Origin of the sequence: Paraburkholderia caffeinitolerans (assembly GCF_902859945.1) — a bacterium.
GTDB lineage: Bacteria > Pseudomonadota > Gammaproteobacteria > Burkholderiales > Burkholderiaceae > Paraburkholderia > Paraburkholderia caffeinitolerans.
In genome coordinates, this window is the sequence record NZ_CADIKL010000038.1 from 11,756 (window position 1) to 33,203 (window position 21,448).

At 63.4% G+C, this 21,448-nt stretch carries 16 protein-coding genes and 1 pseudogene; 10 read left to right on the forward strand and 7 right to left on the reverse strand.

Going from position 1 to position 21,448, the window contains the following annotated elements:
• Positions 1–15: 15 nt before the first annotated feature.
• The 3 genes from HV773_RS28090 to HV773_RS28100 all read left to right on the forward strand — a co-directional run bounded on the left by HV773_RS28090 (position 16) and on the right by HV773_RS28100 (position 2,370).
• A complete protein-coding gene (locus tag HV773_RS28090) occupies positions 16–924 on the forward strand; it encodes a LysR family transcriptional regulator (protein WP_175197429.1) in 909 nt (302 codons plus the stop codon).
• A gap of 253 nt (positions 925–1,177) precedes the next feature.
• Positions 1,178–1,693 (forward strand): glycoside hydrolase family 108 protein, encoded by a 516-nt coding sequence (locus HV773_RS28095; protein WP_175197430.1) that lies wholly within the window; start codon positions 1,178–1,180, stop codon positions 1,691–1,693.
• An 8-nt stretch (positions 1,694–1,701) separates the two neighbouring features.
• Positions 1,702–2,370: a hypothetical protein gene (locus tag HV773_RS28100; protein WP_175197431.1), complete on the forward strand. Its 669-nt coding sequence runs from the start codon at positions 1,702–1,704 to the stop codon at positions 2,368–2,370.
• A 4-nt stretch (positions 2,371–2,374) separates the two neighbouring features.
• On the opposite strand, the gene HV773_RS28105 is transcribed toward HV773_RS28100, so the two are convergent.
• On the reverse strand, positions 2,375–3,715 hold the full coding sequence (locus tag HV773_RS28105) for an alkaline phosphatase family protein (protein WP_175197432.1): 1,341 nt from the start codon (positions 3,713–3,715) through the stop codon (positions 2,375–2,377).
• Positions 3,716–3,935: 220 nt separating this feature from the next.
• On the opposite strand from HV773_RS28105, the gene HV773_RS28110 reads away from it, so the two are divergent.
• Both HV773_RS28110 and HV773_RS28115 read left to right on the forward strand, forming a co-directional pair.
• Complete coding sequence (locus HV773_RS28110; RefSeq protein ID WP_175197433.1) at positions 3,936–4,139, forward strand: hypothetical protein; 204 nt, start codon at positions 3,936–3,938, stop codon at positions 4,137–4,139.
• A complete protein-coding gene (locus tag HV773_RS28115) occupies positions 4,136–7,882 on the forward strand; it encodes a patatin-like phospholipase family protein (RefSeq protein WP_175197434.1) in 3,747 nt (1,248 codons plus the stop codon). The genes HV773_RS28110 and HV773_RS28115 overlap by 4 nt, the downstream gene beginning before the upstream one ends.
• A 42-nt stretch (positions 7,883–7,924) precedes the next feature.
• On the opposite strand, the gene HV773_RS28120 is transcribed toward HV773_RS28115, so the two are convergent.
• The 3 genes and pseudogenes from HV773_RS28120 to HV773_RS28130 all read right to left on the reverse strand — a co-directional run bounded on the left by HV773_RS28120 (position 7,925) and on the right by HV773_RS28130 (position 9,979).
• Positions 7,925–9,139: an MFS transporter gene (locus HV773_RS28120; RefSeq protein WP_175197435.1), complete on the reverse strand. Its 1,215-nt coding sequence runs from the start codon at positions 9,137–9,139 to the stop codon at positions 7,925–7,927.
• A 32-nt stretch (positions 9,140–9,171) separates the two neighbouring features.
• A pseudogene (locus tag HV773_RS28125) lies at positions 9,172–9,533 on the reverse strand (NAD(P)/FAD-dependent oxidoreductase); the annotation flags it as partial.
• 98 nt (positions 9,534–9,631) lie between these two features.
• Positions 9,632–9,979, reverse strand: coding sequence for a cupin domain-containing protein (locus HV773_RS28130; protein ID WP_175197436.1), 348 nt, complete (start codon positions 9,977–9,979; stop codon positions 9,632–9,634).
• A gap of 180 nt (positions 9,980–10,159) precedes the next feature.
• Between HV773_RS28130 and HV773_RS28135 the strand changes: the two genes are divergently transcribed.
• From HV773_RS28135 to HV773_RS28150, 4 genes are all read left to right on the forward strand, one after another.
• Positions 10,160–11,068 (forward strand): helix-turn-helix transcriptional regulator, encoded by a 909-nt coding sequence (locus HV773_RS28135; RefSeq protein ID WP_175197437.1) that lies wholly within the window; start codon positions 10,160–10,162, stop codon positions 11,066–11,068.
• 159 nt (positions 11,069–11,227) lie between these two features.
• Positions 11,228–12,949 carry an amidohydrolase gene (locus HV773_RS28140; protein ID WP_175197438.1) on the forward strand — a complete coding sequence of 574 codons (1,722 nt, stop codon included), beginning with the start codon at positions 11,228–11,230 and terminating at the stop codon, positions 12,947–12,949.
• Positions 12,950–13,049: 100 nt separating this feature from the next.
• Positions 13,050–14,240 carry a serine hydrolase domain-containing protein gene (locus tag HV773_RS28145; RefSeq protein ID WP_175197439.1) on the forward strand — a complete coding sequence of 397 codons (1,191 nt, stop codon included), beginning with the start codon at positions 13,050–13,052 and terminating at the stop codon, positions 14,238–14,240.
• A gap of 166 nt (positions 14,241–14,406) precedes the next feature.
• The gene (locus HV773_RS28150; RefSeq protein WP_175197480.1) at positions 14,407–15,501 is read left to right on the forward strand and encodes a polyamine ABC transporter substrate-binding protein; all 1,095 of its coding nucleotides are present in this window, start codon (positions 14,407–14,409) and stop codon (positions 15,499–15,501) included.
• A gap of 79 nt (positions 15,502–15,580) precedes the next feature.
• Here HV773_RS28150 and HV773_RS28155 read toward each other — a convergent pair whose 3' ends face one another.
• From HV773_RS28155 to HV773_RS28165, 3 genes are read right to left on the reverse strand one after another with little or no spacing between them, the layout of a single operon-like run.
• Entirely contained in the window at positions 15,581–16,102 is a 522-nt protein-coding gene (locus tag HV773_RS28155; RefSeq protein ID WP_175197440.1) for a BspC domain-containing protein, read from the reverse strand.
• 48 nt (positions 16,103–16,150) lie between these two features.
• The gene (locus tag HV773_RS28160) at positions 16,151–17,374 is read right to left on the reverse strand and encodes a multidrug effflux MFS transporter (RefSeq protein ID WP_246282438.1); all 1,224 of its coding nucleotides are present in this window, start codon (positions 17,372–17,374) and stop codon (positions 16,151–16,153) included.
• Positions 17,375–18,346: a universal stress protein gene (locus tag HV773_RS28165; RefSeq protein ID WP_175197441.1), complete on the reverse strand. Its 972-nt coding sequence runs from the start codon at positions 18,344–18,346 to the stop codon at positions 17,375–17,377. It lies immediately after the preceding gene.
• A 179-nt stretch (positions 18,347–18,525) separates the two neighbouring features.
• Between HV773_RS28165 and HV773_RS28170 the strand changes: the two genes are divergently transcribed.
• Positions 18,526–21,225 (forward strand): winged helix-turn-helix domain-containing protein, encoded by a 2,700-nt coding sequence (locus HV773_RS28170; protein WP_175197442.1) that lies wholly within the window; start codon positions 18,526–18,528, stop codon positions 21,223–21,225.
• Positions 21,226–21,448: the final 223 nt, after the last annotated feature.

Genomic DNA, 21,448 nt, shown 5'->3' on the forward strand with positions numbered 1-21,448 from the left:
AAATGAATATCGGCAATGACAGGTATTACCGTGAATAATCTGCGTCGTCTCGATCTCAATCTGCTGGTTACGCTCGACGTGCTGCTCGCGGAGCTCAACGTCACGCGCACAGCCGAGCGCCTGAACTTCTCTCAGCCGGCCGTAAGCGTCCACCTGGCGAAGCTGCGCGAACTCCTCGGCGACCCGCTGCTGCTGCCGGGCCCGCGCGGCATGCAGCCCACGGCTCGCGCGCTGGCGCTGCGCGAGCCGCTGCGCGATGCGCTCGAAGCGCTGGAGCGCGCAGTGGCGCCCTCGACCCCGTTCGATCCGGCCACCGCGCATCACACCTGGCACGTGGCGGCCACCGACTACACCGAATCCACCCTCGTCCTGCCCGCGCTGCGCGCCTTGCGCACAGCGGCGCCGCATACGCGCCTGGCGATTGTCGGGCTCGTGCCGCCGCGCATTGCCAAAGCGTCGGAGCAAGGCGAGATCGACCTCGCTTTCCATATCACCAGCGACGCGCCTGAAGGCCTGCGCCAGCGCGTGCTTTTCAAAGAGCGCTACGTGCTCGCGGGGCGTGCGGGACATCCGCGACTCAAGCGCCGCCCCACCCTGAAGCAGTTTTGCGAGTTGGAGCACGTGATCGTTTCGCCCGATGGCGGCGGCTTTCGCGGCGTGACGGACGAAGCGCTCGCGAGCGTGGAGCTCGCGCGCCGCGTTGTGCTCTCCGTGCCGCATTTTCTGTTCGTGATGTCGGCGCTCGCGCAAACCGATCTCGTGGCGCTATTGCCCTGGCGGCTCGTGCGCGACAACGCCGCGCTGAAAATCGTGGAAACGCCCATCGAAGTGCCGGGCTATGAAGTTTGCATGCTGTGGCACGAGCGCGTGCATCGCGACCCCGCGCATCAGTGGCTGCGCGAGCAATTCGCGGCTTCGATCTGAGCGCAAGCCACGACAATCGAAATTCGATTGGTCTCCGAACAATGTTTGCAGCCCTCCCAGCATCGCAATCAATTCAATTGGCATAACACCGCTGCAACCGCAATTCCCTTCACGTCTCTTACGTACGCCAACGCACATTTTTTAAATTTCATCGCCTTCCACGGCATTTCTGTTTTCTAGAATTCATGGATATCGGCGCAGTGCGGTCCAAATTGGATGCCCGTGCCCCCAGTTCGGAAAAAGGAGCGTGGCGATGACTGACGACGACATTATCGACTACGTGCTGCGATTCGAAGGCGGCTTCACTAACAACCCGGCGGATCATGGCGGCCCGACCAACTTCGGCATCACCGCAGCCGATTATGGCCGCTTCCTCGGGCTCAAAGGCCCCGCGAGCGCCGAGCAGGTCAGCAACATGTCGCGCAACGATGCAATCGCCATCTACAAGCGTGATTACATCGCCCAACCCGGGTTCGAGCCCATCACCGACGGCTCGGTCAAACTCGCTGTGGTGGATTCTGGCGTGCTGTTCGGCACATCGCGTTCGACCCGCTGGTTGCAGCAGGCGCTGAATATCAAGGTCGACGGCGCAATGGGCACCGACACGCTGGGTGCCTTGTCCGCTTGCACCGATATGCCGAAACTCGCGCGTGGGATTCTCGCCCTGCGGTTTGGCGCCATTGCCGATATCGTCGCAAAAGACCGCTCGCAACTCATCTTTCTGCGCGGATGGGTCAGTCGCGCTACATCACTTCTCAACATGCTTTGAGACCGATCATGGCCGATACTCCCACCAGCAACGACCTGGAACAAATCGCCAACGCCGTCCGCGCGGTTTCCCCGAGCCTCGCGCAAGCGCTCGGCGGCCCCTCCGCGGGCATTGTGGTCGCGGCTCTCGGACGTTGCCTGCTGCAGGACGTGCAGGCGAGTCCCAACGACATACTCACGGCTTCAAAGAATGACGATCCTGCGACGCAAAACGCCATTCTGGCTGCGGAAGAATCTTGTCAGCTACGCTTGCGAGAAAGCGGCAGCGGGCTCGCTCAACTTTCTCCCGAGGTCGCCTTGGCCGTCATCTCGGACGATGAGCACACCCAGCAATTGAAATATGGCGACACCGAAGGTGCGCGCGCACGTCAGATCGCCACGCATGACCTCACCAATTCGATATTGGCTTATGTGGTTAGCGCGTGCTTCTTCTTGCTAGTGGTCCTCCTGATGGTCTATGGAGACAAAGCGACCACACAGTACCGAGAGCTGTTATTCACGATGCTGGGTATCGTTGGAACCGGCTGGGCCAATATCATCGGCTTCTACTTTGGATCCAGCGCGGGCTCGGCGCAAAAGACCCAGGCGCTAACGGCAGCCCTTAGCGCACGGCAGCAACAACCGCAACCGCAGCAGTCAACCTCAGGACCGCCGCGCTCCAGGATGACGACCCGCTAAAGTCCTAGTGATGGGCATACAGCGGCAAGAAAGGATCCTTTGCTCGCGGTGTGCCCTCGCTCGTTGGTCGCGATGGGTCGGGCGCAAGCGGTTGCGGGCATGGCGGGATGCTCGTACGAGGCGCCGCGAGACTCAGGACCTGGGTGAAATCATTGGCGGCCTTCACGCGCGCCGTAAAGTTCAATGCACCGCCAAGCCCAAGCAGTGCGTCCGTGGTCTTCAGTATCGAAGTGTGGTCGTACAGCGTGTGGTCTATCGTGCCGGCCTGCACGAAAGGCGAGACAACGATCGCGGGCACCCGTACCCCAAGCTGGGTGAATGCAAACTGGTGCGTGTTCAGCGCAGGATTGTCGGTCGAGCCCGGAGCCACTGCTGAGGGAGGCGTCACGTGATCGAAAAATCCGCCGTGCTCGTCGAAAACAATCAGCAGCACGCTATTGGGCCAAAGCGCTGAACCGCTAATGGCGTCGTAGACCTGCTTGACCAGCGCTTCGCCTTTGCAAACATCGCACGCCGGGTGCATCGAATTCCCGTTGCGGAAATCATTCGTGGCATCGTAAGTCGGCTCGATAAAGACGAACTTCTCCGTCACCTGCCCTGCCGCGATTTGCGTCAGAAACGCGTCCATCGAAACAAATCGATTCAGCGAATTGTGCATGCCGGCAATCCCACGGGTCTGTGCAACATCGCCCTGCACGACGAGCCAATCCGCTGGCTGCAGTGCAGAAAATATGGTGCCTGCCGGAAAGTTGAATATGGGCGTATTCGTGAATACGGCCTGAAAGACCTGTCCCGCGCTTGGCGAATGATCGAGCCCGGACGACGTGCCCGCAACTGCAAAGAAGCGGTTGGGCCACGTGGGTCCGGGCATGGAAGAAAACCAGTTGTCGCACACGCAGAACTGACTCGCCAGGAAGTTCAGTACCGGCAGTTGATCAGGCGTGAACACGCTGAAGGCGTCGGCGACCGTATCGGCGTGGTCTTCGTACGTTGCGGCAAAGCCCGTGTTAGCTGTGGCCGACGCCAACGGCGGATATTTGCCAGGCGGAAGAACAAGCGAGTCGTTAAGCACGGTGGTCCCGCTGGCGACCTGAAGCCCGCATAACTGAACACACGCATCGGTGAATTCATGGCCGGGATCGAAGCCCAGCGCATAGGGCGAGCCGTGTCCTAATGTGTATGCGGTTCCGGTTCGCCCGTAGTTGACAATGGGCTCTGCCGGCAACCCATTGGCCGTAGTGGCTCCACCGCCCGGCAGCGTGCCGGAAAAGTTGGAAAGGCCAAAGATGCTGTCGTACGAGCGGTTCTCCAGCATCAAGACGAATACGTGTTCGATCTCTGGCATAGGACTTCCTTCAGACTCGGCGTTGACGCCCATCTCGCGACGCGATGGGAGCGATGAACGGTTTGTGTACCCCACACAGTTCGCCAATTATGTGCGCTTTCGAACGGTTCGGTCAAAGAGTGAGGTTTCAGATAGAAGCGGCTGAGCGCGACGATTTGCATAGCCATTTCTGAAACAGGCCATTCATTTTGAATACCAAAATGATGGCGTTATACACCGCATGTTTCGGAACAAAGTTGCTTATCTATACATCGATCAGCGCAAAGCATCCCTGGTCGGCAAGACTCCAGCCGATTCAGAAAGCAACTATAAAAATGACGAGACGCTCCAAAAACTAAATAGCTGGCTAGACTCGATCCAAGACCAGCTAAAAGTTGTTGAAACCCTGCCAATGAGCAAGACCGCGACAGGAAACCAGCTGTGAACGTCATCGACGAACAGGTCATAAACCGCCGCAAGAAACTCGAAGACGATCGAATGCCAGCAGACGCCTCGCGCAAATGGGGGCTCGCGTTGTCTGGCGGCGGCATTCGCAGCGCGACGTTCTGCTTCGGGCTGGTGCGCGCGCTCGCCTGCAACAATGTGCTGCTGCGTTTCGATCTGATGTCGACGGTGTCGGGCGGCGGCTATATCGGTTCGATGCTGGGCAATCTGTTTCAGCGTGCAAGCTCGGGCAACGATGCGCGCAACATCAACAAGGCGGTCGGCGGGTGCGACTCGGCCTGGTTCATCTGGTGGTTGCGCGCCAACGGCCGCTATCTGATTCCTCGTGGCGCGCGCGATCAGGCGTTCGCGTTCGCCACGTATCTGCGCAATCTGACCGCCGTGCATTTCGAACTGGGCATGGCTGCCGTACTGCTCGGCATCGCGCTGGGACTGGTTGACCTTGGCGTGTGGTGGAGCCTCGAGCGCCTCGGCTACGCTTCCGACACTGTGTTCACGTATTTACGCTGGTGGTCCAAATGGATTCCGGCAATCTGGGTCCTCTTGCCGTTCTTCGCGCTGGCCGGCGCGATTTACGCCGGTGCTTACTGGGCGCTCGCGTGGGCTAGCCGGACTCGCAGGTTCGCGCTGGGCTGGTTGCTCACTGCGCTAGCGGGCGTGGCGCTCGTCGCGATGTTCCAGAACTTCGATTCGCAGTCCACCGATAACGACGGCGCGACGTTCCGATACGCAGTCTGGTACGTCTGTTACGGCTTGATCGGCATCTGGCTCGTCGCCGCGATCGTCGCCCGCGCGACGCTGCCGCCGCGCCATGACGAATCGCCGAACGACTATTCGCTGCGCGCCACCCGGGCACGCCACCGGCTCACGCGAAAACTCACCGGGTGTCTCATTGTGTTCGCTGCGGTGGGCATCGCTGGCGTCGTCGATCGACTGGCGTGGTACTTCGCCTTCGAGCTAGGCAGTATCGTGAAGCCCGCGGCGTTTCTCGCCATTGCGGCGGCGCTCCTGCGCGTGCTCATGCCGCTCGCGGCGGCACTTGCGCCCAGGATATCGAGCCCGTTGCCCATTGCGATTGCACGCTTGCTCGGCTATGTGCTCGCGCTATTGCTCTGCGCATGGTGGGTGGCGCTCGTCTATAAGCTGGCAATGGGCGAACTCTTCACCAAAATCTGGCCGCAGTACGATCAAGCCAGAACCGATCTGTTGCTGCTGCTCGTGCCCGTAGCCGGATATATGCTGGTCACCGGGGCGAATTTCACTTTTCTCAATCTGTCGTCCTTGCACGCGTTTTATAAATCGCGGCTCACGCGCAGCTATCTCGGCGCGGCGAACCATCGGCGCTTCGGCGAGCGTGCGGCGCTCGGGGCGCTCGAAAGCGTGCCGTCAACATGGCCTGCGGGCAAATCCACCATCTCGGTCAGAGAGATCTGTTTCGGCGACGATAGCCCGCTGACACGCTACCAGCCCCAACGCGAGGGCGGCCCCGTGCATCTGCTTACGGTGTGCGTGAACCAGACCGTCGACCCACGCGGCCGGCTGTTCAATCAGGACCGCTGCGGCCTGCCTTTGACCGTCGCCTCGGGCGGTCATATGCGGGTTTCGCTCGGCGAGTGGACCGCGCTTGCCGAGCCCGGCAGCCTGAGCATCGGCGCCTGGACAGCCATCTCCGGGGCCGCGCTGTCGCCCGGCATGGGCAGCGTGACGCGCGGCGGCATGGCGGCGCTGGCCACGTTCGCGGGCGTGCGACTCGGCTACTGGTGGACCCGCAAGGAGCGCGAGAATTTGCCCCACGGTGCGCCGATGCGCCGTGCATCGCGCTTGCTGGCCAAAACGCGCGGCTTGCTCAACGAGACCTTCGGCTCGTTCGCGGGCACTGAGGGCGACAACTGGTTTCTGACCGATGGCGGCCACTTCGAGAACACCGGCGCCTATGCGCTACTCGCGGAGCGAGCCCAGGTCATCGTGCTCGCCGATTGCGGCGCCGACCCGAAATTCCGTTTCGGCGACCTCGAGAATCTCGTGCGCAAGGCGCGTATCGACCTCGGCATACGCATCAATTTTCAGCGCCTGCGCAGCGATATGCCGGTGTCCGGCACGTCTCATTCGTGCTTGCAGAAATTGATATCATTCGGATCACTAAACGAAATCAGTTCGCCGAACAGCTCTGCCTGTCTTGCGCTCGCCAAGATTCGCTACGACGAAGATTCGGAACCCGGCATTTTGATCGTCGTGAAACCCAATCTCTGCGCCGGACTGCCCGTGGATCTCGTCAATTTCAAGGCGCAGAATGTGGATTTTCCGCAGCAAACCACGGCGGATCAATTTTTTTCCGAAGCGCAGTTCGAAAGCTATTTCATGCTGGGCCAGTTTCTGGGCAGCGATCTGGATTACGGTTTCATCGACTATCTGCTGGAACACGCTGACGAGCACTTCGAGAACGACGACTGCTCGCCTTTTGATGCGTCGTCGCAGACTAACGGCGGCGCCGCGAATGGCAAACTGTCCGGCCGCCTGCCCTCGCGTATTGCCGCCACGGCAGTCGGGACCACACTGGGCATCGGCGCGGTGACCACCACAGGCGTTGCCGCATGGCAGGCAATCGAGAGCGCGCGCACCGCCGCCGCGCGGCAAGAAAGCGACGAGCACAATGCGCTCAAGGATCTCGCCGATCTATGGGCCGGCTTGCCGTCGGTCAACCCTGGTACACCGATTCCCGACTCGGAGGCCCAAGCCTTTGGCAAGGTCGCGGCGGCGCTGGTGCGAACCGCCGACACGTTGTGTCCTTCCGGCGAAGCCGAGTGGTTCAAAGCGTCACCACTGGCGGCCCGTATCACGCGCGACACGCTCCAAGGTTGTACGAATCTTGCTGCCGCAAAGCGCACCGCGGCCTGCCGACTTCTAGTCGAAGCCGCCACCCCCGCTCTCGGCACGACCTTGCCGCAATGCATTATGAAGCCCGCCGACACGCTGACGCTCGCAACGCTGCCTGTCCGCTATGGTCCGTACGACTATGGCGCGAACGCGCAGTACCCATCGAGGCACCCGTGCGATCCCGCGCGTTACGCAACACTCGCGGCGGAAGCCGATTTCGAGTTCTTGAACGGCCCGCTCGCCGAAAAACCAAGCGCGCTGGGACGCGCGGGCGAAGAAATCGAATCGCTCGCCCAAGGGTGCCACGGACTGAATCACGACAAGAGGCTCCAAGCATCCAAGCCGTCGACAACCGTCGCGCAACAACCGGAAGTGGAGCCCGCACCGCCCCCGCTCGCTGGTTTTGTTCCACCAGCCAGCGCGCCTGCATCGGCATCCGCGCTGCATCCGCCGCCGCCCCCTGCGAGCGCCACCGCCGCCACGACCCCGGCCTCGCAGGCCGCCGCCATTGCGGCGGACATCTGCCGGAACGTCACGGTGTATATCCAGATCTATGGCAGTTCGCAGCGCGGGACGGCGAATGGCTATCGCGACAAGTGGCGCGCAATCGGCGCCAGCGTGCCGGCGATCGAGGACGTGCTCGACACCGCGCGGCGCAATGGCCGCGCCGGCCCGATGCCGGTGACTCACACCACGGTGCGCTTCCACGATCGTGCGTCGAAGGCGTGCGCGAAGGCGCTCGGACCGGAAGTCGGCACATCGGAATGGACCGTCGAGCCGTTGTCCGCGAACTTGCAGGCTATCCCGCACACGATCGAAGTCTGGATCGCTCCGTCGCCCACACCTTGATGGGGTCTCGCGCACCGTGCAGGGACTAGTGCGCGTGGCGGGTCACTCGAGTTGCGGATCGCCGAACGCCGGATTCGCGAACACCGCTGGCCGCAGCCATGCGTAGCACGCAAACGAAACGCTGCACAAGCCAATCGCACCCCAGAGCGCCATGGCGGTGCCCATGCTCTCAAGCAGTGCGCCACCGGCGATCGAGCCCACGCCGTATCCGAGCGCCACGCAGCCCGGCAGCAGCACCGCGCATTTGCCGCCGAGATCGTATTGGGGAATCGTCGAATAGATCAGCAGCGCTGCGCCGGTCCAGCACGCAATGAACAGCACCGCGCCAAGCGAGAACGTGAGTGTCGAGGCCGGGCGCGCGAGCAAGCCGACCGCCAGCACGCAGCCGGCCAGATTCACGAGCGCCCAGCGCCTGAGTCCGGCGCCCGCACCGAGTCGCGGCATCAGGATGCAGACGGCCAGACTTGCCACGTTGGCGATCGTGAGCACGGTCGATATCGCGCCCGCGCCAAGACCGGCATCGCGCCCGATCTGCTCGAGAAAAGTCCAGACCACGCCCACGCCGCCATAAAGCGCCAGTTGCGCGGCGAGCACGAGCATCGAGCCCGCCTTGTCGAAGCTGCCGATGCTGAGCGCAACGGGCCGCGCGAGCGTTTCGCCGGGGCGAAAAAGCAATGCAACAAGCGGAAACGTGGCAAACATCGCCGCGATGAAACCGAATATGCCCGCTGCACCCCACGTGGCGCTCAAGGCCGGAAACACGCATCCGACCAATAGCATGCTCCAGGCGACCTGCCCCAGCAGCATCGCGCTGAGATGGCGCTCGGGCGTTCGCGTGTACGACAGGTAGCGCAGCGCAATGCCATTGAGCCCGCCTGAGCCAATGCCGCCCATGAATTGCAGCATCGAATAGGCGATCAGGCCATGCGCGCCAAGCGTGGCAAAGTTCGCACCGGCGGCCAGCAGCGCGACACCGGCAAGCACGAGGCGCACGGGCTGCCGCCCCAGCACGAAGGCGACCAGCAAGGTCCCAATCGATTCACCCAGCACCTCGGCGAACGACGACATGCCAATGGCCGCTTCGCCAAACCCCCAATGCTGCTCGACCGTGCCGACCACCGCCGGCATGCCGAGAAATTCAGTGGGGCCCAATATGCCGATCGCGACGATCGACAGAATGAACAGCATGCTTTCGCGATGCTTGCCGCTGGTTTGTTCCGATCGTTGCTCCGATCGTCGTTTTGACTGCTTCAACATCTATTCGTCTCCTCCAGACATGGCATGCATGCTCACATCGGAAAGCCCATTGTCTTGAGGCCGTTGATCCATGCGCGCTTCCAGCCGCCTTCGGCATCGGCGCCGTCGAATGCATGGAAGGTGATCTTTGCGCCAATCCGGCGCAGCGGCTCGCCGCCACGCCAAAGCCCGTATAGCCCGCCACGAACACGCCCTTGCCGCCGAGATCGCGCTTGGCGAACACGGAGCCGCGCGAGCAATAATCGATCGGGCCACCCCACGCGTGCGAAAACCGCACGTCGCTCAGCTACGGGAAAGTTTTGTAAAACGCCTGCGCGAGCCGATGGTAGGTTTCGCGCTTCTCGTCCTGCGGCGGATTCGAGTCGCCGTCGAAGTGATAGCTCACGAGCCCGCCGAGCTTGGTGCGCGCGAGCGCGTCCCCAACGCTCAAGCTGGCCCGCGCGCCGCCAGGGCCCGCGGACGAGCCATGCGCCCCCTTCTCCACCGCCTCGTTCATTGCGCCTTCTCGAGCACGACGTAGAACTTCTGCGCGTCCTCGAGCGTCTCCCAGCGGCCCGCGAAGCCGGCCGGCAGCAGATAGCCCTGGCCCGACTCGAACTCCTTGCGATTGCCCTCGACGTCGGTCAGCGCGATACGCCCCCCGGTCAGCCAGACGGCCTCGTCGGCGGCGGTTTCCGGAAAGTCGACCGCGCCCACCTTGCCTTCCCACCAGCCGGCAATGTATTGGCGGCTCTCGCCCGCCGCGCCGCGCCAGTCCATTTCGTCCATGCCGAATTCGAGTTTGGTGAATTCGCCTGCGCCTGCGCCCAGCAATACGATGTCCTTGATCAGCTTGCTCATCTGAATCTCATGAAACGATTGAAAGGAAAATCGCAACGTTAAAGAGTTCGATGATCCCGGTATGCCCCGGCTTTGGGGGGGCAGCGCGAGTTTACCGGGGGTGCGCTTGAACCCAAGGGCGCTTCTGTTATGCTTTTTAGCTGTGCATACGCGTAGAACACGTACCCGATCAGGTGCACCATGCTGCTCAACGTCGACCCTTTCAACCATCAAAGCCAGCACATCGATGTGCCCATCAAGGCGCTCGGCGACATTATCGAGTCGATCGGTACGCCGCATTTCGTTCATCGGCTCACGTCGTTCATGAACGGAATCATTCCGCTCGACGTCGTGCACGTGGAGCGCTCGCGCTTTGGCGCCGGCGCGCCGCTCGGCTATAGCTGCGAATGGCTCGGCAGCGGCGCGGTGGACGACGAGCAGGCCAGGCTCGATCACGTCATGGGGCTTTACTATGAGCGCTTTCAGGCCGCCGATCCGCTGTTCGCCGCGATACGTGGCACAACCGGCACGCACCTCGTGGTGCGCGACATGAGCAACATCCCCGCTGGCGAATTTCGCAAGCGCATTTTCGACGAACGCCAGATCGCCCACGAATGCGTGCTCACGAAAGACGCGAGCCACGCGCAATACTCGCTCGCCATCGTGCGCCGCAAGCATTTGCCCCCGTTCTCGCTGAGTGAGCTGAGCCAACTGCGCCACCTGGGCGACTTTCTGTTTCCGCTGCTCGAACTGCATTCGTCGATGTCGGCCGCCAGAAAGGTTGCCAATACCGCGACCAGCACGGATCCGCTCGCGCTGTTCGACGCCCGCGTCGCGCACGAAGGCATCACGCTCTCCAAGCGCGAATACGAAAGCTGCAAGCATTTGATCGTGGGCCGGACCGTGCCCGAGACGGCGGCCATCCTGGGCGTACGGCAGTCTTCCGCCGAGTCCTATATCCAGCGGGCGTTCGCCAAGCTCGGCGTGCGGACCAAGCGCGATCTGGCCAAATGGGCGCTCGAAGCGGCCATGCCGGCTTCCGCTGCGTCGTCCGCTCCGCAAACCGGCACGGTCCAGACCGATCCGGCCCCGCCTCCGACCGCGGTCTGAACACGACCCCAACGCACCCCGAACGCGACCTGAACGCCGCGCCGTTCGCCGCGCGCCAGCACAAAGCCCCTTTGCCCCCTGCAAGGGGGGGCAGACCCGCCCCCGGGCGCTCACTATAGTGACCCGCGATCAGTCACAATTGCGCACCACGAGGCAACGATGAGCACGCAGGAAACAGGCAATACCGCAGCGGACGTGCTGTTCACGAACGCGAAAGTCTATACCGTCGATCCCCATAAACCCTGGGCGCAGGCCGTTGCGGTGCGCCGCGAGCGCATCGTCTTCGTCGGCGACGAACGGGCCGCCCAGGCCTGGGTCGGCGAAAACACACGCGTCATTGATGCGGCCGGCCGGCTGATGCTGCCCGGCTTCGTCGAATCGCACTGGCACTTCGAAACGACCGCATCGGCGTTTCAGGCTTTCGTGAACTATGAAGATCCGCAAGCGGTGATCGGCGCGCTGCGCGAGTACGTTGATACGCACCCCGAAGAAAAGGCCATCACGGGAATGGGCTGGATTCAGGCGACCATCCCGCCCGAGATGCTCTGCAAGGAAACGCTCGACGCCGTGTGCCCCGACCGCCCGGTGTGCCTGCTCTCCACCGACTTCCACACGGCGTGGGCCAATTCGAAGGCGCTGGAGATCGCTGGCATCGACGCCTCCACGCCGCCGGTTCAGCCTGGCGCGAGCTGGTTCGAGAAAGACCCTGTCACGGGCGAACCGACCGGCGTGATCGTGGACGGCGCGGCCTACTCGCTGCTGCTCAAGCGCATCAGCGACGCCGGCTATCTGCCCAAAGGCATGGACCTGTACCTGCGCTCCTTCGCGGTATGGCAGGACAAGCTTGCGGCCGCCGGCATCACGACCGTGTTCGATGCGGGCTTCATGGACCCGAGCGGCGACCAGTCGCTGCTCTACGAAACGCTCCAGGACATGGAGCGGCGCGATGACCTCAAGCTGCGCGTAGTGGGCAGCGTGGCCGTGGTGGGCGAAGTCGAAAAGCCCGTGGAGATGTTGCGCGAATTCAACCAGCGCTATGACTCGCCGCTCGTCAAGGCGCGCGCGCTCAAGCTGTTTCTCGACGGCACCGAGGCCAACCACACGGCGTGGCTGCTCGAACCCTACGCCGACCGCGCGGACACCTGCGGCGCGCCCACCATGCCCGTCAGCGAATTCGAGCAGCATCTGCTGGAAGCCGACAAGGCGGGCTTCAACGTGATGGTGCATTGCGTGGGCGACGCGGCCGTGCGCGCGGCGCTTGACGGCTTCGAGCGCGTGAACCACACCAACCCGCAGCGCGACCGCCGCCATGTCATCACGCATGCGTTCCTCACGCATCCCTCGGATATTCCGCGCTTTCGCGAACTGGGCGTGATGGCCAACACGCAGCTTCAATGGGGCGTGGTCGATCTGTACACCGAACTGCTGCGCGAACACTACGGCACGGAGCGCTGGAGCAATATGTACAAGTTCCGCACCTTCATCGAGCAGGGCGTGACGGTGTCGACCGGGATGGACGGCCTCGCCTGCCAGTGCCGCTGCCAGCATCGCCCCGTCGAGCATATCGAGTCCGGCCACACGCGCCAGCTCGCGGGCGAACCCGATGCTCCGGCGCTGCCCGACATCAACGAGCGCCTGAGCATTCCCCAGCTCATCGCCGCCTATACGATCAATGGCGCCTGGCAGCTCGGGCTCGAGCACGAGGTGGGTTCGGTCACCGTCGGCAAGCGCGCCGACCTCATCGTCCTCGAAAACAACCTCTTCGAAGTGAACAAGTATCAGATCGGCAAGATCGATATCGCGCTCACGATGATGAACGGCGGCGTTACGCATGCCGCCGGCTCGATGCGCGCGGCCTTCGGCCTCGAAGCAGCGGTCTGAACCCAGGGGCGGTGGCAGGCGATACCCGCTTGCCGCCGCCCCTGCCGCAAAGCTTTCTCTCAGGCACACAATCAGGATACCGAAACAAGGAACACCGAAAATGTCACGCATCATGACCGGCGCGCCGGCCTCCTCCGAACACCAGGTCACGCTGGCCAACTGGCGTCTCGAGCCGTACAGCCAGTGGTCGTTCCGCAACGTGCGCCGCCTGCTGCCCACCGCCGCGATCGCACACGACCCGCGCGCGGCCACGCCGCTGCCGCAGCGCTGCAATGACCTCGGCACCCTGAGCTTCACCACGCCCGCCGGGGAAACCTGGAGCATCGACCAGATGCTCGCGAAGTCCAACGCCGACGGTTTCCTCGTCATGAAGCGCGGCCAGATCGTGACGCAGTGGTACAACAACGGCCTCACGCCCGAGAGCCAGCACCTGATCTTCTCAATCACCAAGTCGCTCGTCGGGCTGCTGTGCGGCGTGCTCGCCGACCAGGGCGTGCTCGATGTCGACGCCCCCGTGGTCGACTATCTGCCCGAGCTGCGCGGCAGTGCCTACGATCATGGCGCGACGGTGCGCCATCTGCTCGACATGAGCGCGAGCGTGACGTTCGCCGAAGACTATCTCGACACGCGCGGCAACTTCCTGCGCTACCGCCGCGCGATGGGCTGGAACCCGCCGCTGCCCGACGACCCGGTGGACCTGCGCCGCTTCCTCACGGAACTGCGCCCCGGCGAGCGCGCGCACGGCGAGGTCTTCCACTACAACTCGCCGACCACCGACGTGCTCGGCTGGGTGATCGAACGCGCGGCGGCGCAGCCGCTCGACGCGCTGCTCTCGCAGCACCTCTGGGTGCCGCTCGGCGCGCAGCATGAGGCCTGCATCACGCTCGACCGTCTTGGCGCGCCGCGCGCGGCGGCCGGGCTGTGCGCGACGCTCAGCGACCTCGCGCGTTGCGCGGAGATGGTGCGATGCCGTGGCGTGGCGAACGGCAAACAGATCGTGCCGGGCTGGTGGATCGACGACATCATGAACAACGGCAGCCGCGAGGCTTGGGCGCGCTCCACATGGGCCGACTTCCTGCCGGGCGGCTGCTACCGCAGCAAGTGGTATCTCACCGGCGCGGCGGGCTCGCCGTTCATCGCGATCGGCATTCACGGCCAGTGGATCTACGTCGATCCGCGCGCGGCCGTGGTCATCGTCAAGCTCTCGTCCCAGCACCTGCCCGTGGACGAGCCGATGGACGACATCGTGCTGGCCGCATACCGGGCCATCGTCCGGCATCTGGCCGATTGAGTACATCGAGCACATCGAGCCCAATCGCTCGATGCCGTGCCGCCGGGGGGGCAGACCCGCTGCATCCCCCCAACTAAATTAGCGCAATCGACACGACACGTCCCTGTGAGGACGGCACAATTCAACAATGGAGGAACGACAAGTGGCAAACAGATTGACTGGCAAGATGAAGGCGATTTGCGCGACGCTCGCGCTCGCGGGTGCCGCATGGCAAACCATGCCCTCGGCACGCGCCGACGAGCAGGTGGTCAACGTCTACAACTGGGGCAACTCGATCGGCAAGGACACCGTTGCCAACTTCGAGAAGGCAACCGGCATCAAGGTCGTTTATCAGGAGTTCGATTCGAACGACACACTGCAGGCCAAGCTGCTCTCGGGCAACTCGGGCTATGACGTGGTGGTGCCGTCCGACATGTACTGGGCTCGCCAGGTGCAGGCCGGCATCTTCCAGAAGATCGACCATTCGAAGCTCCCGAACCTCGCCGGCCTCGATCCCGACATCATGAAGATCGTCGCGCAGGAAGACCACGGCAACCAGTACGGCATACCTTGGTCGTGGGGCACGGACGGCATCGGCATCAACGTCGAGAAGGTCAAGGCCGCGCTCGGCAACGACGCCCCGCTCAATAGCTGGTCGCTGCTGTTCGATCCGAAGAACGCGCAAAAGCTCAAGAGCTGCGGCATTTCCGTGCTCGATTCGCCGGTCGATGCGTTCGGCGCGGCGCTCGTTTATCTGAAGAAAGACCCCAACACCAATAGCCCCGCCGATTACGAAGCCGCCTATCAGGTGCTCAAGGGCATTCGGCCGTACATCACGCAGTTCAACAGCACCAGCTATATCAACGACTTGGCGGGCGGCGACATCTGTATCGCGCTCGGCTGGTCAGGCGACGTGAACTCGGCCCGCGTGGCCGCGCTGGACGCGAAGAAGCCGTATCACATCAAGTACCTGATTCCCGACGTCGGCACGTCGATCTGGTTCGACATGATGGCGGTTCCGAAGGATGCGCCCCATCCCGAGGCGGCGCTGAAGTTCATCAACTTCGTAATCTCGGCGAAGGAAGCCGCGGCGCTGACGAACTACACGTCCTTCCCGTCCACGGTGCTGGGCGCGAAGGCCATGGTGCGGCCCGAGGTGCTGGCCGATCCGGCCGTGTTCCCGCCGCCGGAGGTCTACCGCAAGCTGTTCGTGAGCACGCCCATGACGGCCGAGCTGACGCGTTTGCAGAACCGTCTCTGGGCGAAGCTCAAGACCGAGTGAGGGTGAATTTGTGACGGCGGCGTAGCCGCCGGTCTCAAGGGGGGCGAGTTTTTCGTCCCCCCGTTTTATGGGTAAGCGGCTAGTTTTGAGCCATGGCTACGGGCAGGCCCGGCAAGTGCCGCTTGCCGAACACCGCTCTGTGATGCGGCGACGCCGCTGACACAGGGTCATTCCAGCTGAACGCGAGCAACCTTCCGGCAACATAGCCGCAGCGGAACCGGAGATCTAGCGGTTCGCCACCGCTCACGCGGATGCCTTGAGCCTCGACTGTCACGATGGTGTCGACCACCACGTGCTGCTTGCGCTCGCCAAACGAAGCATTGCGCGGCGTGACCGACGCGTGCCCGCTCTCGAAGGAACCCTGACGAAACTCGACGTGGTCGATCGCACTCGAGGTACTGGCGACGAAAATGCCGTGGGCAGCGCAGTCCGCAACGAGTGGATCGGCATGCATGGTCTCGATGAACTGACTGACGAGCTGGTTGTGTTGATCGAGCTGGTCGGCAAATGCGGGCGCTGCGAGCGAAAAGCACGCACTGGCAACCACCGAACGGCCGGCCAGGCTCAGTAACCGCTTCGGTACCGGACGGGTGCGAAACATCGAAACGACTCTAACGATAATCATGATGCAGGCGACCTCGCAGGAGGTTCAGTCGAGTTCCCGATGGCGCATCGCAATGCAGAACGTCGCCAGGCCAATACACTGCAATACCGCCATGCCGAGCGCCATGTAGAGGGTGCTGCCGAGCAGCATGGGAACCAGCAGGGCCGAGGACAGGAAGTTGCCAAACTGCTGGACCGTGATGTAGCAGCTTGACGCCAGGCCGCGTCGCTCGGGAAAGCAATCCAGCGCCAGAACCTGAAGGAAGGGCTGGGTCATCATCATGCCCAGACTGAAAACCGGTAGCGCTACCAGCGCCCATGGCATTGGTGAAGCATGCATCGCGTTGACGCCGATGTTGACCACGCCGGCCACGACCATCACGAGATGGCCAAGCAGCACATTGCGCGCGGCACTGCCATGCCCGGCGGTACGGTGCGCGACTGCGGCGCCGGCGATCAAACCCACCACGATCGGGATGAAAAGATAGCCGAACGACTGCTCTCCAAGACCAAGATGCTTCACGACGAAGCTCGGCGCGGCCAGGACGTAAAGGTAGATCCCGAGATTGACCGCCGCGTTGGCGAGCGCCAGCGCAACAAAGCGCGGCATCGTGAACAACGCGCCATAGGCGCGCGCAAGCGCGACGGGATGCAGCGGATGCCGGCGCGCTGGCGGCAGGGTCTCCGGGACGAAAAACCAACAGATCACGACCAGCAATGCCGACAGGAACGCGAGGAAGAGGAAAATGCTGCGCCAACCCGTCCACAGCAGCAGCCAGCCGCCACAGACAGGCGCGAGCGCGGGTGCGAGCGCGAAGATCATCGCGACCAGCGCCATGATTTTCTGCGCGTCGGTTCCGTCGAAGACGTCGCGCACCATCGCCCGACCAATGATGACGCCGGCCCCGGCACTCATGCCCTGCACGGCACGACCGGCGTAGAGCAGCCCGATGCCCGGCGCAGCCGCGCACATCAGCGATCCAACAGTGAACAGCACATTGCCGGCGAGAATCATCCGGCGGCGGCCGATCGCATCAGAGATCGCCCCGTGCCACGGCACCATCAGCGCGAAAGGCAGCAGGTAGGCTGACAACGACTGCTGGATCTGCGCCGGAGTAGCGTGCAGCGCCTGCGCCATGATGGAAAAGGCCGGCAGGTATGTGGCAATCGCGAATTGCCCGAGCATCGACAGTCCAGCCACGAGCACGACGATCGTCGGGGTGTGGAGCCGTTGCGGTTCAACCTCTGCCTTCGTGTGCATGGTCGCCATTTACAAACTCCTGTTCGTGCCGGTCTCGGGGCGTGCACCGTCCAGTCCGGTCCGGTCCGCCCTCTTCTCGGCGTCGCCTGTGCGGCACGCATGGATGAACTCCGCATGAAGCCGCTCCCAGTCGGCCGCCGTCAGGTGGCGACGTGCCGCTGCCAGGATGATCCCCTCTTCCCGTCCGCGAATGGTCCAGACGCGCTGGGCGTAACGATCGAGCACGGACAGCACCTCCGCCGCCTCGACGCCACCCTCGGGCCGCGCCACCAGCAACTCAAGCTCGCCGAGCAGCTCGTGTTCGCGTCGACCCAGCAGAAGGACTTCGTCAATTTCGGCGCGCACGCTCTCGACGCGTCGCCGCAGTCTGCCATAGAGGGTAAGTTCCTTGCGGCGCTGCAAGGGATGCACGGTGCTGCGGATATGCTCGACGGTTTCACGCAGGCCCGCGCAATGTGCGCGCAGCGATTGCGCATTTGACGCGTCCTGATCGCTCAGCACGCAAAGCCACTGACGCAACAAGGCTGCGTGCCGCCGGTACTCGGTGCGCAGCACGTCAAGGGCCGGAATCCGGGGCGGCGTGGCCCCGATACCAAACGTCAGTACGGGAACAGTGGCGAGCGCACGCAGATCGAATGCCTTCGACCCGGGTACCGCCGTCTCGGCCGGACCCCGTACCGTCACAATCGTGTCGCACCCGGACAGGCGCACCGCGTTCAGCACTTCGTGTGCCGGTTGCGTTGAGAAAAGCGCCGTGACCCTGCACGGAATCCCCATTGCCATGGCAGCAGCCTCCGTACGCGCGAGCACTTCGCGCGCCGCGAACGCGCACTGCGCCTGGGCATGGGGATCTTCCGGCAACGTTTGTGCGTACCAGAGGCTGATTCGGGCACTATTTTCAAAGGCAAATTCGAGCGCCTGAATAGCCGCATCCGAGCAATGATCACTCGGCTCAATCAATAACCCGAGATGTCGAAACATGAGATTCTGCCGTTACTGGACAGGACGCAATGGTAGGGATATCCGCTCTGTAAATCTCCCCCCATTGAAAGGGGGGAAGGTGGGTTTGGAAGCGGCACGGGTTCGCTATAATCAATTCAACCCTGCCTGACCCCGTTTGCATTGGCACGTTCGCGACGCAGTTCTTGGCCCCCAATCCGATGACAAAGCAACTATCAGCCACGAGTCCGGAAGCGACGCTCAAGATCATTCCGCCGCGCGCACCGCGGGACATGCTTGCCCGTACCCGTCTGAGGTCGGACAGCGAGCAGTTCCGCAATCGCGCCGTGACCGTTGTGCAGGCGCCGCCGGGGTTCGGGAAGACGTCGCTCCTGATCCAGTGGCGACAGGAATACCTGAGGCACGGCAGCGCAGTTGCGTGGCTCTCGCTCGACGGGCACGACGATCCTTCGCGCCTGCTCGGCGGCCTCACACTTGCCGTGCGCACGGGGTCCGGCAAGGTGACGTTCGGCAAGCGCCTGCTCGAGGGCGGCGCGATTGCGGACTCGCCACTGGAGGCGATCACGGTATGGCTGGCGGAAGTGGCCCGCACTGCGCTCGATACCGTGCTGATGCTCGACGAAGCCGAAAAGCTGCCGCAGGCGAGCCAGGACGCGCTTGTCTATCTGCTCGAAAACCTGCCGCCCAACCTGCGTGTGGTGATTGCCGCGCGCGCCGGCTTCGACAAGGTCATCAGACGCCTGAGCGCCGCTGCACGATGCGTCACGGTGGATGCCGTCGCGCTTCGCTTTCGGCTGGACGAAACCATTGCGCTGATCGGCAACAGGCTCGACGCCGTTGTCGATGCGGAAGCGAGCGCACGATTGCATGACATCGCGGAAGGCTGGCCGCTAGGCCTGCAACTCGCCCTTGCCACCATTGCCGACTCCGAGGACCCCGTAGCGAGCATCGACGCCTTTGCCAGCAGCACCGCCGGCATTCGCGAACAGTTCGTCACTGCGCTGCTGGAGAGGCTAAGCACTGAGGACACGGAGTTCCTCGTGCGCGTCTCCATTGTCGAGCTTCAGCACGAGGATCTTTGCGCGGCCCTCACCGGGGATCAGGACGCGGGCAAGCGGCTCCTGCGGCTTTCGCGGGAGACGCCGCTCTTTGTTGTCGGCGCGCAGGGGCGTGGCCAATGGTTCCGGATGCACGCGATGGCGCGCGAGGCGCTGCGCGCGCGTCTGGGCGCGCTGCCACAGTCCGCCCAGGAAGATTTGCACCGCCGCGCGATGCAGTGGCTGGCCGACAACGGCATGGCCGAAGCGGCCGCGCGCCACGCGCTCGCGTGCGGGCAAGAGGACACCGCGTATGTGCTTGCCCAGCGGTCGTTGCATGAGGCAGTCACGCAGGGCCATGTCGTGGCCGTGCTCGAGTGGCTCGAATGGCTGCCTGAGCCTGTGCTGGAGCGCCATCCGCGGCTGCGGCTCGCCATGGCATGGGCGCTTGCGCTCAGCGACCGGCAGCAACAGGCCGAGGAGCAGGCGCAGGCGATCCTGCGCAGCACCGAGCCGGATGACGCAATGCGCTTTGAGATCGACCTCATTCTGAGTGCGGCGGCCTACTTCGCGGATGAGCCGGACCGTGCGGCGCACCTGCTCGAACGCTGGGGCAACACCCCGCCCGTTAGCGACCCATGGCTGCAACAGGTGCAGGCCAACCGGCTGTCGGTGCGCGCCATCATGACCGGTGAATACGCGGCGGCGCGTCAGTACGGACGACATGCGCCGCGCGGGGATGCCAGCGCGGCCAACCGTTACGTGGTTCGCTGGCGCACGTGCTTTACAGGCTTCAGCTACCTGCTCGAGGGGCAGGTACTGCTGGCGGAACGCACGTTGCGCCCGGCGCTCGTACAGGCGGACGACGATCTCGGTCGCCGCCACCCGTTTTCCTGCATGCTCGCGGCCCTGCTCGCTGCAACGCGCTACAACCAGGGCGACTTCGACGAAACGGCGGCGCTGCTTGCAAACCGGCTGGACGTCATCGAGCGCAGCGGTACCCCCGATGTGGTGATCTTCGCCTACCGTACGGTTGCCCGGGTCGCGGCAGCTTGCGGCGCGGAGCACCGGGCCTTCGATTTGCTCGAGACGCTCAATGCTATCGGCGCCGCCCGCCATATGCCGAGGCTATGCGTGGTCAGTCTGGCCGAGCAGATCAGGCTGCACAGCGGGCGTTTCCGTTCGGCGAGCTGTCACACGCTTGCCAACCGGCTGGACGATCTAGTCGCCGGACACGTCACCGAGGATGCACCGCTAACGCGCGGCGCGCTGCTCATGCACCAGCAGATCGCGCGGGCGTTTGTCGCATTCGCCGCTCAGGACTGGCGAGGTGCAGACGAGGCACTGGCACTTGCGCAGCGATGGACCGATTCGATGAAGCTCGGTGCCGTTGGCGCCGAGCTCATGGCCTTGCGGGCGTTCGCGCGGGACCGCTGCGGGGAAGACGGCGCCGCGCTGCTGCGGGAAGCGAAAGATCTGGCGGCAACTTACGGGATGAATCTCGCCGCACTCGACCTGCATCCCGCGCTCGTCGACTGGCTGCGTGAGCGCGCGGCCGACAGCGAGGCGCCGCCCGTGCGCGTCCACTCAATCAAGCCCGCGCCCCCCGCCGCGCCGCAGGATGCCGAAACGACAGACGGCCCGCGCGTCATGCCCAGTACCGCGCTTACGCCCAAGGAGCGCACCGTGCTCGAACTGGTAAGCCGCCATCTCACGAACAAGGAGATTGCACTTGCCATGGGTGTTGGCCAGGAAACCGTTAAGTGGCATCTCAAGAATCTCTTCGTCAAGCTCGACGCAACGTCGCGCAAGCAGATCGTTCGCCGTGCGCAACTGATGGGTTTGATTCAGGAAATCGCCTGAAGGGTCCAATGAACCCGTCGGCGCCGTAACGCATCTCCGCGTTTTCCCTATGGTGACGGATAAGATTTAACGTTCCACGTTGAAGTACGTCATTTTCAAACGTTGAACTATCAACCGCTCGATAGATGACTTATCAACGTCATAACGAATCGAGCATACCCCCCATGATTTTGTCACCAGGATGCAACGCGAATAGAGCGTCACCCGGCGTCCAGCCCCGAGT

Coding starts and splice junctions, on each gene's coding strand:
- HV773_RS28110 (WP_175197433.1), top strand. CDS start 3,936: ATGTTTCGGAACAAAGTTGCTTATCTATACATCGATCAGCGCAAAGCA.
- HV773_RS28135 (WP_175197437.1), top strand. CDS start 10,160: ATGCTGCTCAACGTCGACCCTTTCAACCATCAAAGCCAGCACATCGAT.
- HV773_RS28090 (WP_175197429.1), top strand. CDS start 16: ATGACAGGTATTACCGTGAATAATCTGCGTCGTCTCGATCTCAATCTG.
- HV773_RS28140 (WP_175197438.1), top strand. CDS start 11,228: ATGAGCACGCAGGAAACAGGCAATACCGCAGCGGACGTGCTGTTCACG.
- HV773_RS28155 (WP_175197440.1), bottom strand. CDS start 16,102: ATGTTTCGCACCCGTCCGGTACCGAAGCGGTTACTGAGCCTGGCCGGC.
- HV773_RS28145 (WP_175197439.1), top strand. CDS start 13,050: ATGTCACGCATCATGACCGGCGCGCCGGCCTCCTCCGAACACCAGGTC.
- HV773_RS28100 (WP_175197431.1), top strand. CDS start 1,702: ATGGCCGATACTCCCACCAGCAACGACCTGGAACAAATCGCCAACGCC.
- HV773_RS28120 (WP_175197435.1), bottom strand. CDS start 9,139: ATGTTGAAGCAGTCAAAACGACGATCGGAGCAACGATCGGAACAAACC.
- HV773_RS28105 (WP_175197432.1), bottom strand. CDS start 3,715: ATGCCAGAGATCGAACACGTATTCGTCTTGATGCTGGAGAACCGCTCG.
- HV773_RS28170 (WP_175197442.1), top strand. CDS start 18,526: ATGACAAAGCAACTATCAGCCACGAGTCCGGAAGCGACGCTCAAGATC.
- HV773_RS28165 (WP_175197441.1), bottom strand. CDS start 18,346: ATGTTTCGACATCTCGGGTTATTGATTGAGCCGAGTGATCATTGCTCG.
- HV773_RS28150 (WP_175197480.1), top strand. CDS start 14,407: ATGAAGGCGATTTGCGCGACGCTCGCGCTCGCGGGTGCCGCATGGCAA.
- HV773_RS28095 (WP_175197430.1), top strand. CDS start 1,178: ATGACTGACGACGACATTATCGACTACGTGCTGCGATTCGAAGGCGGC.
- HV773_RS28160 (WP_246282438.1), bottom strand. CDS start 17,374: ATGGCGACCATGCACACGAAGGCAGAGGTTGAACCGCAACGGCTCCAC.
- HV773_RS28130 (WP_175197436.1), bottom strand. CDS start 9,979: ATGAGCAAGCTGATCAAGGACATCGTATTGCTGGGCGCAGGCGCAGGC.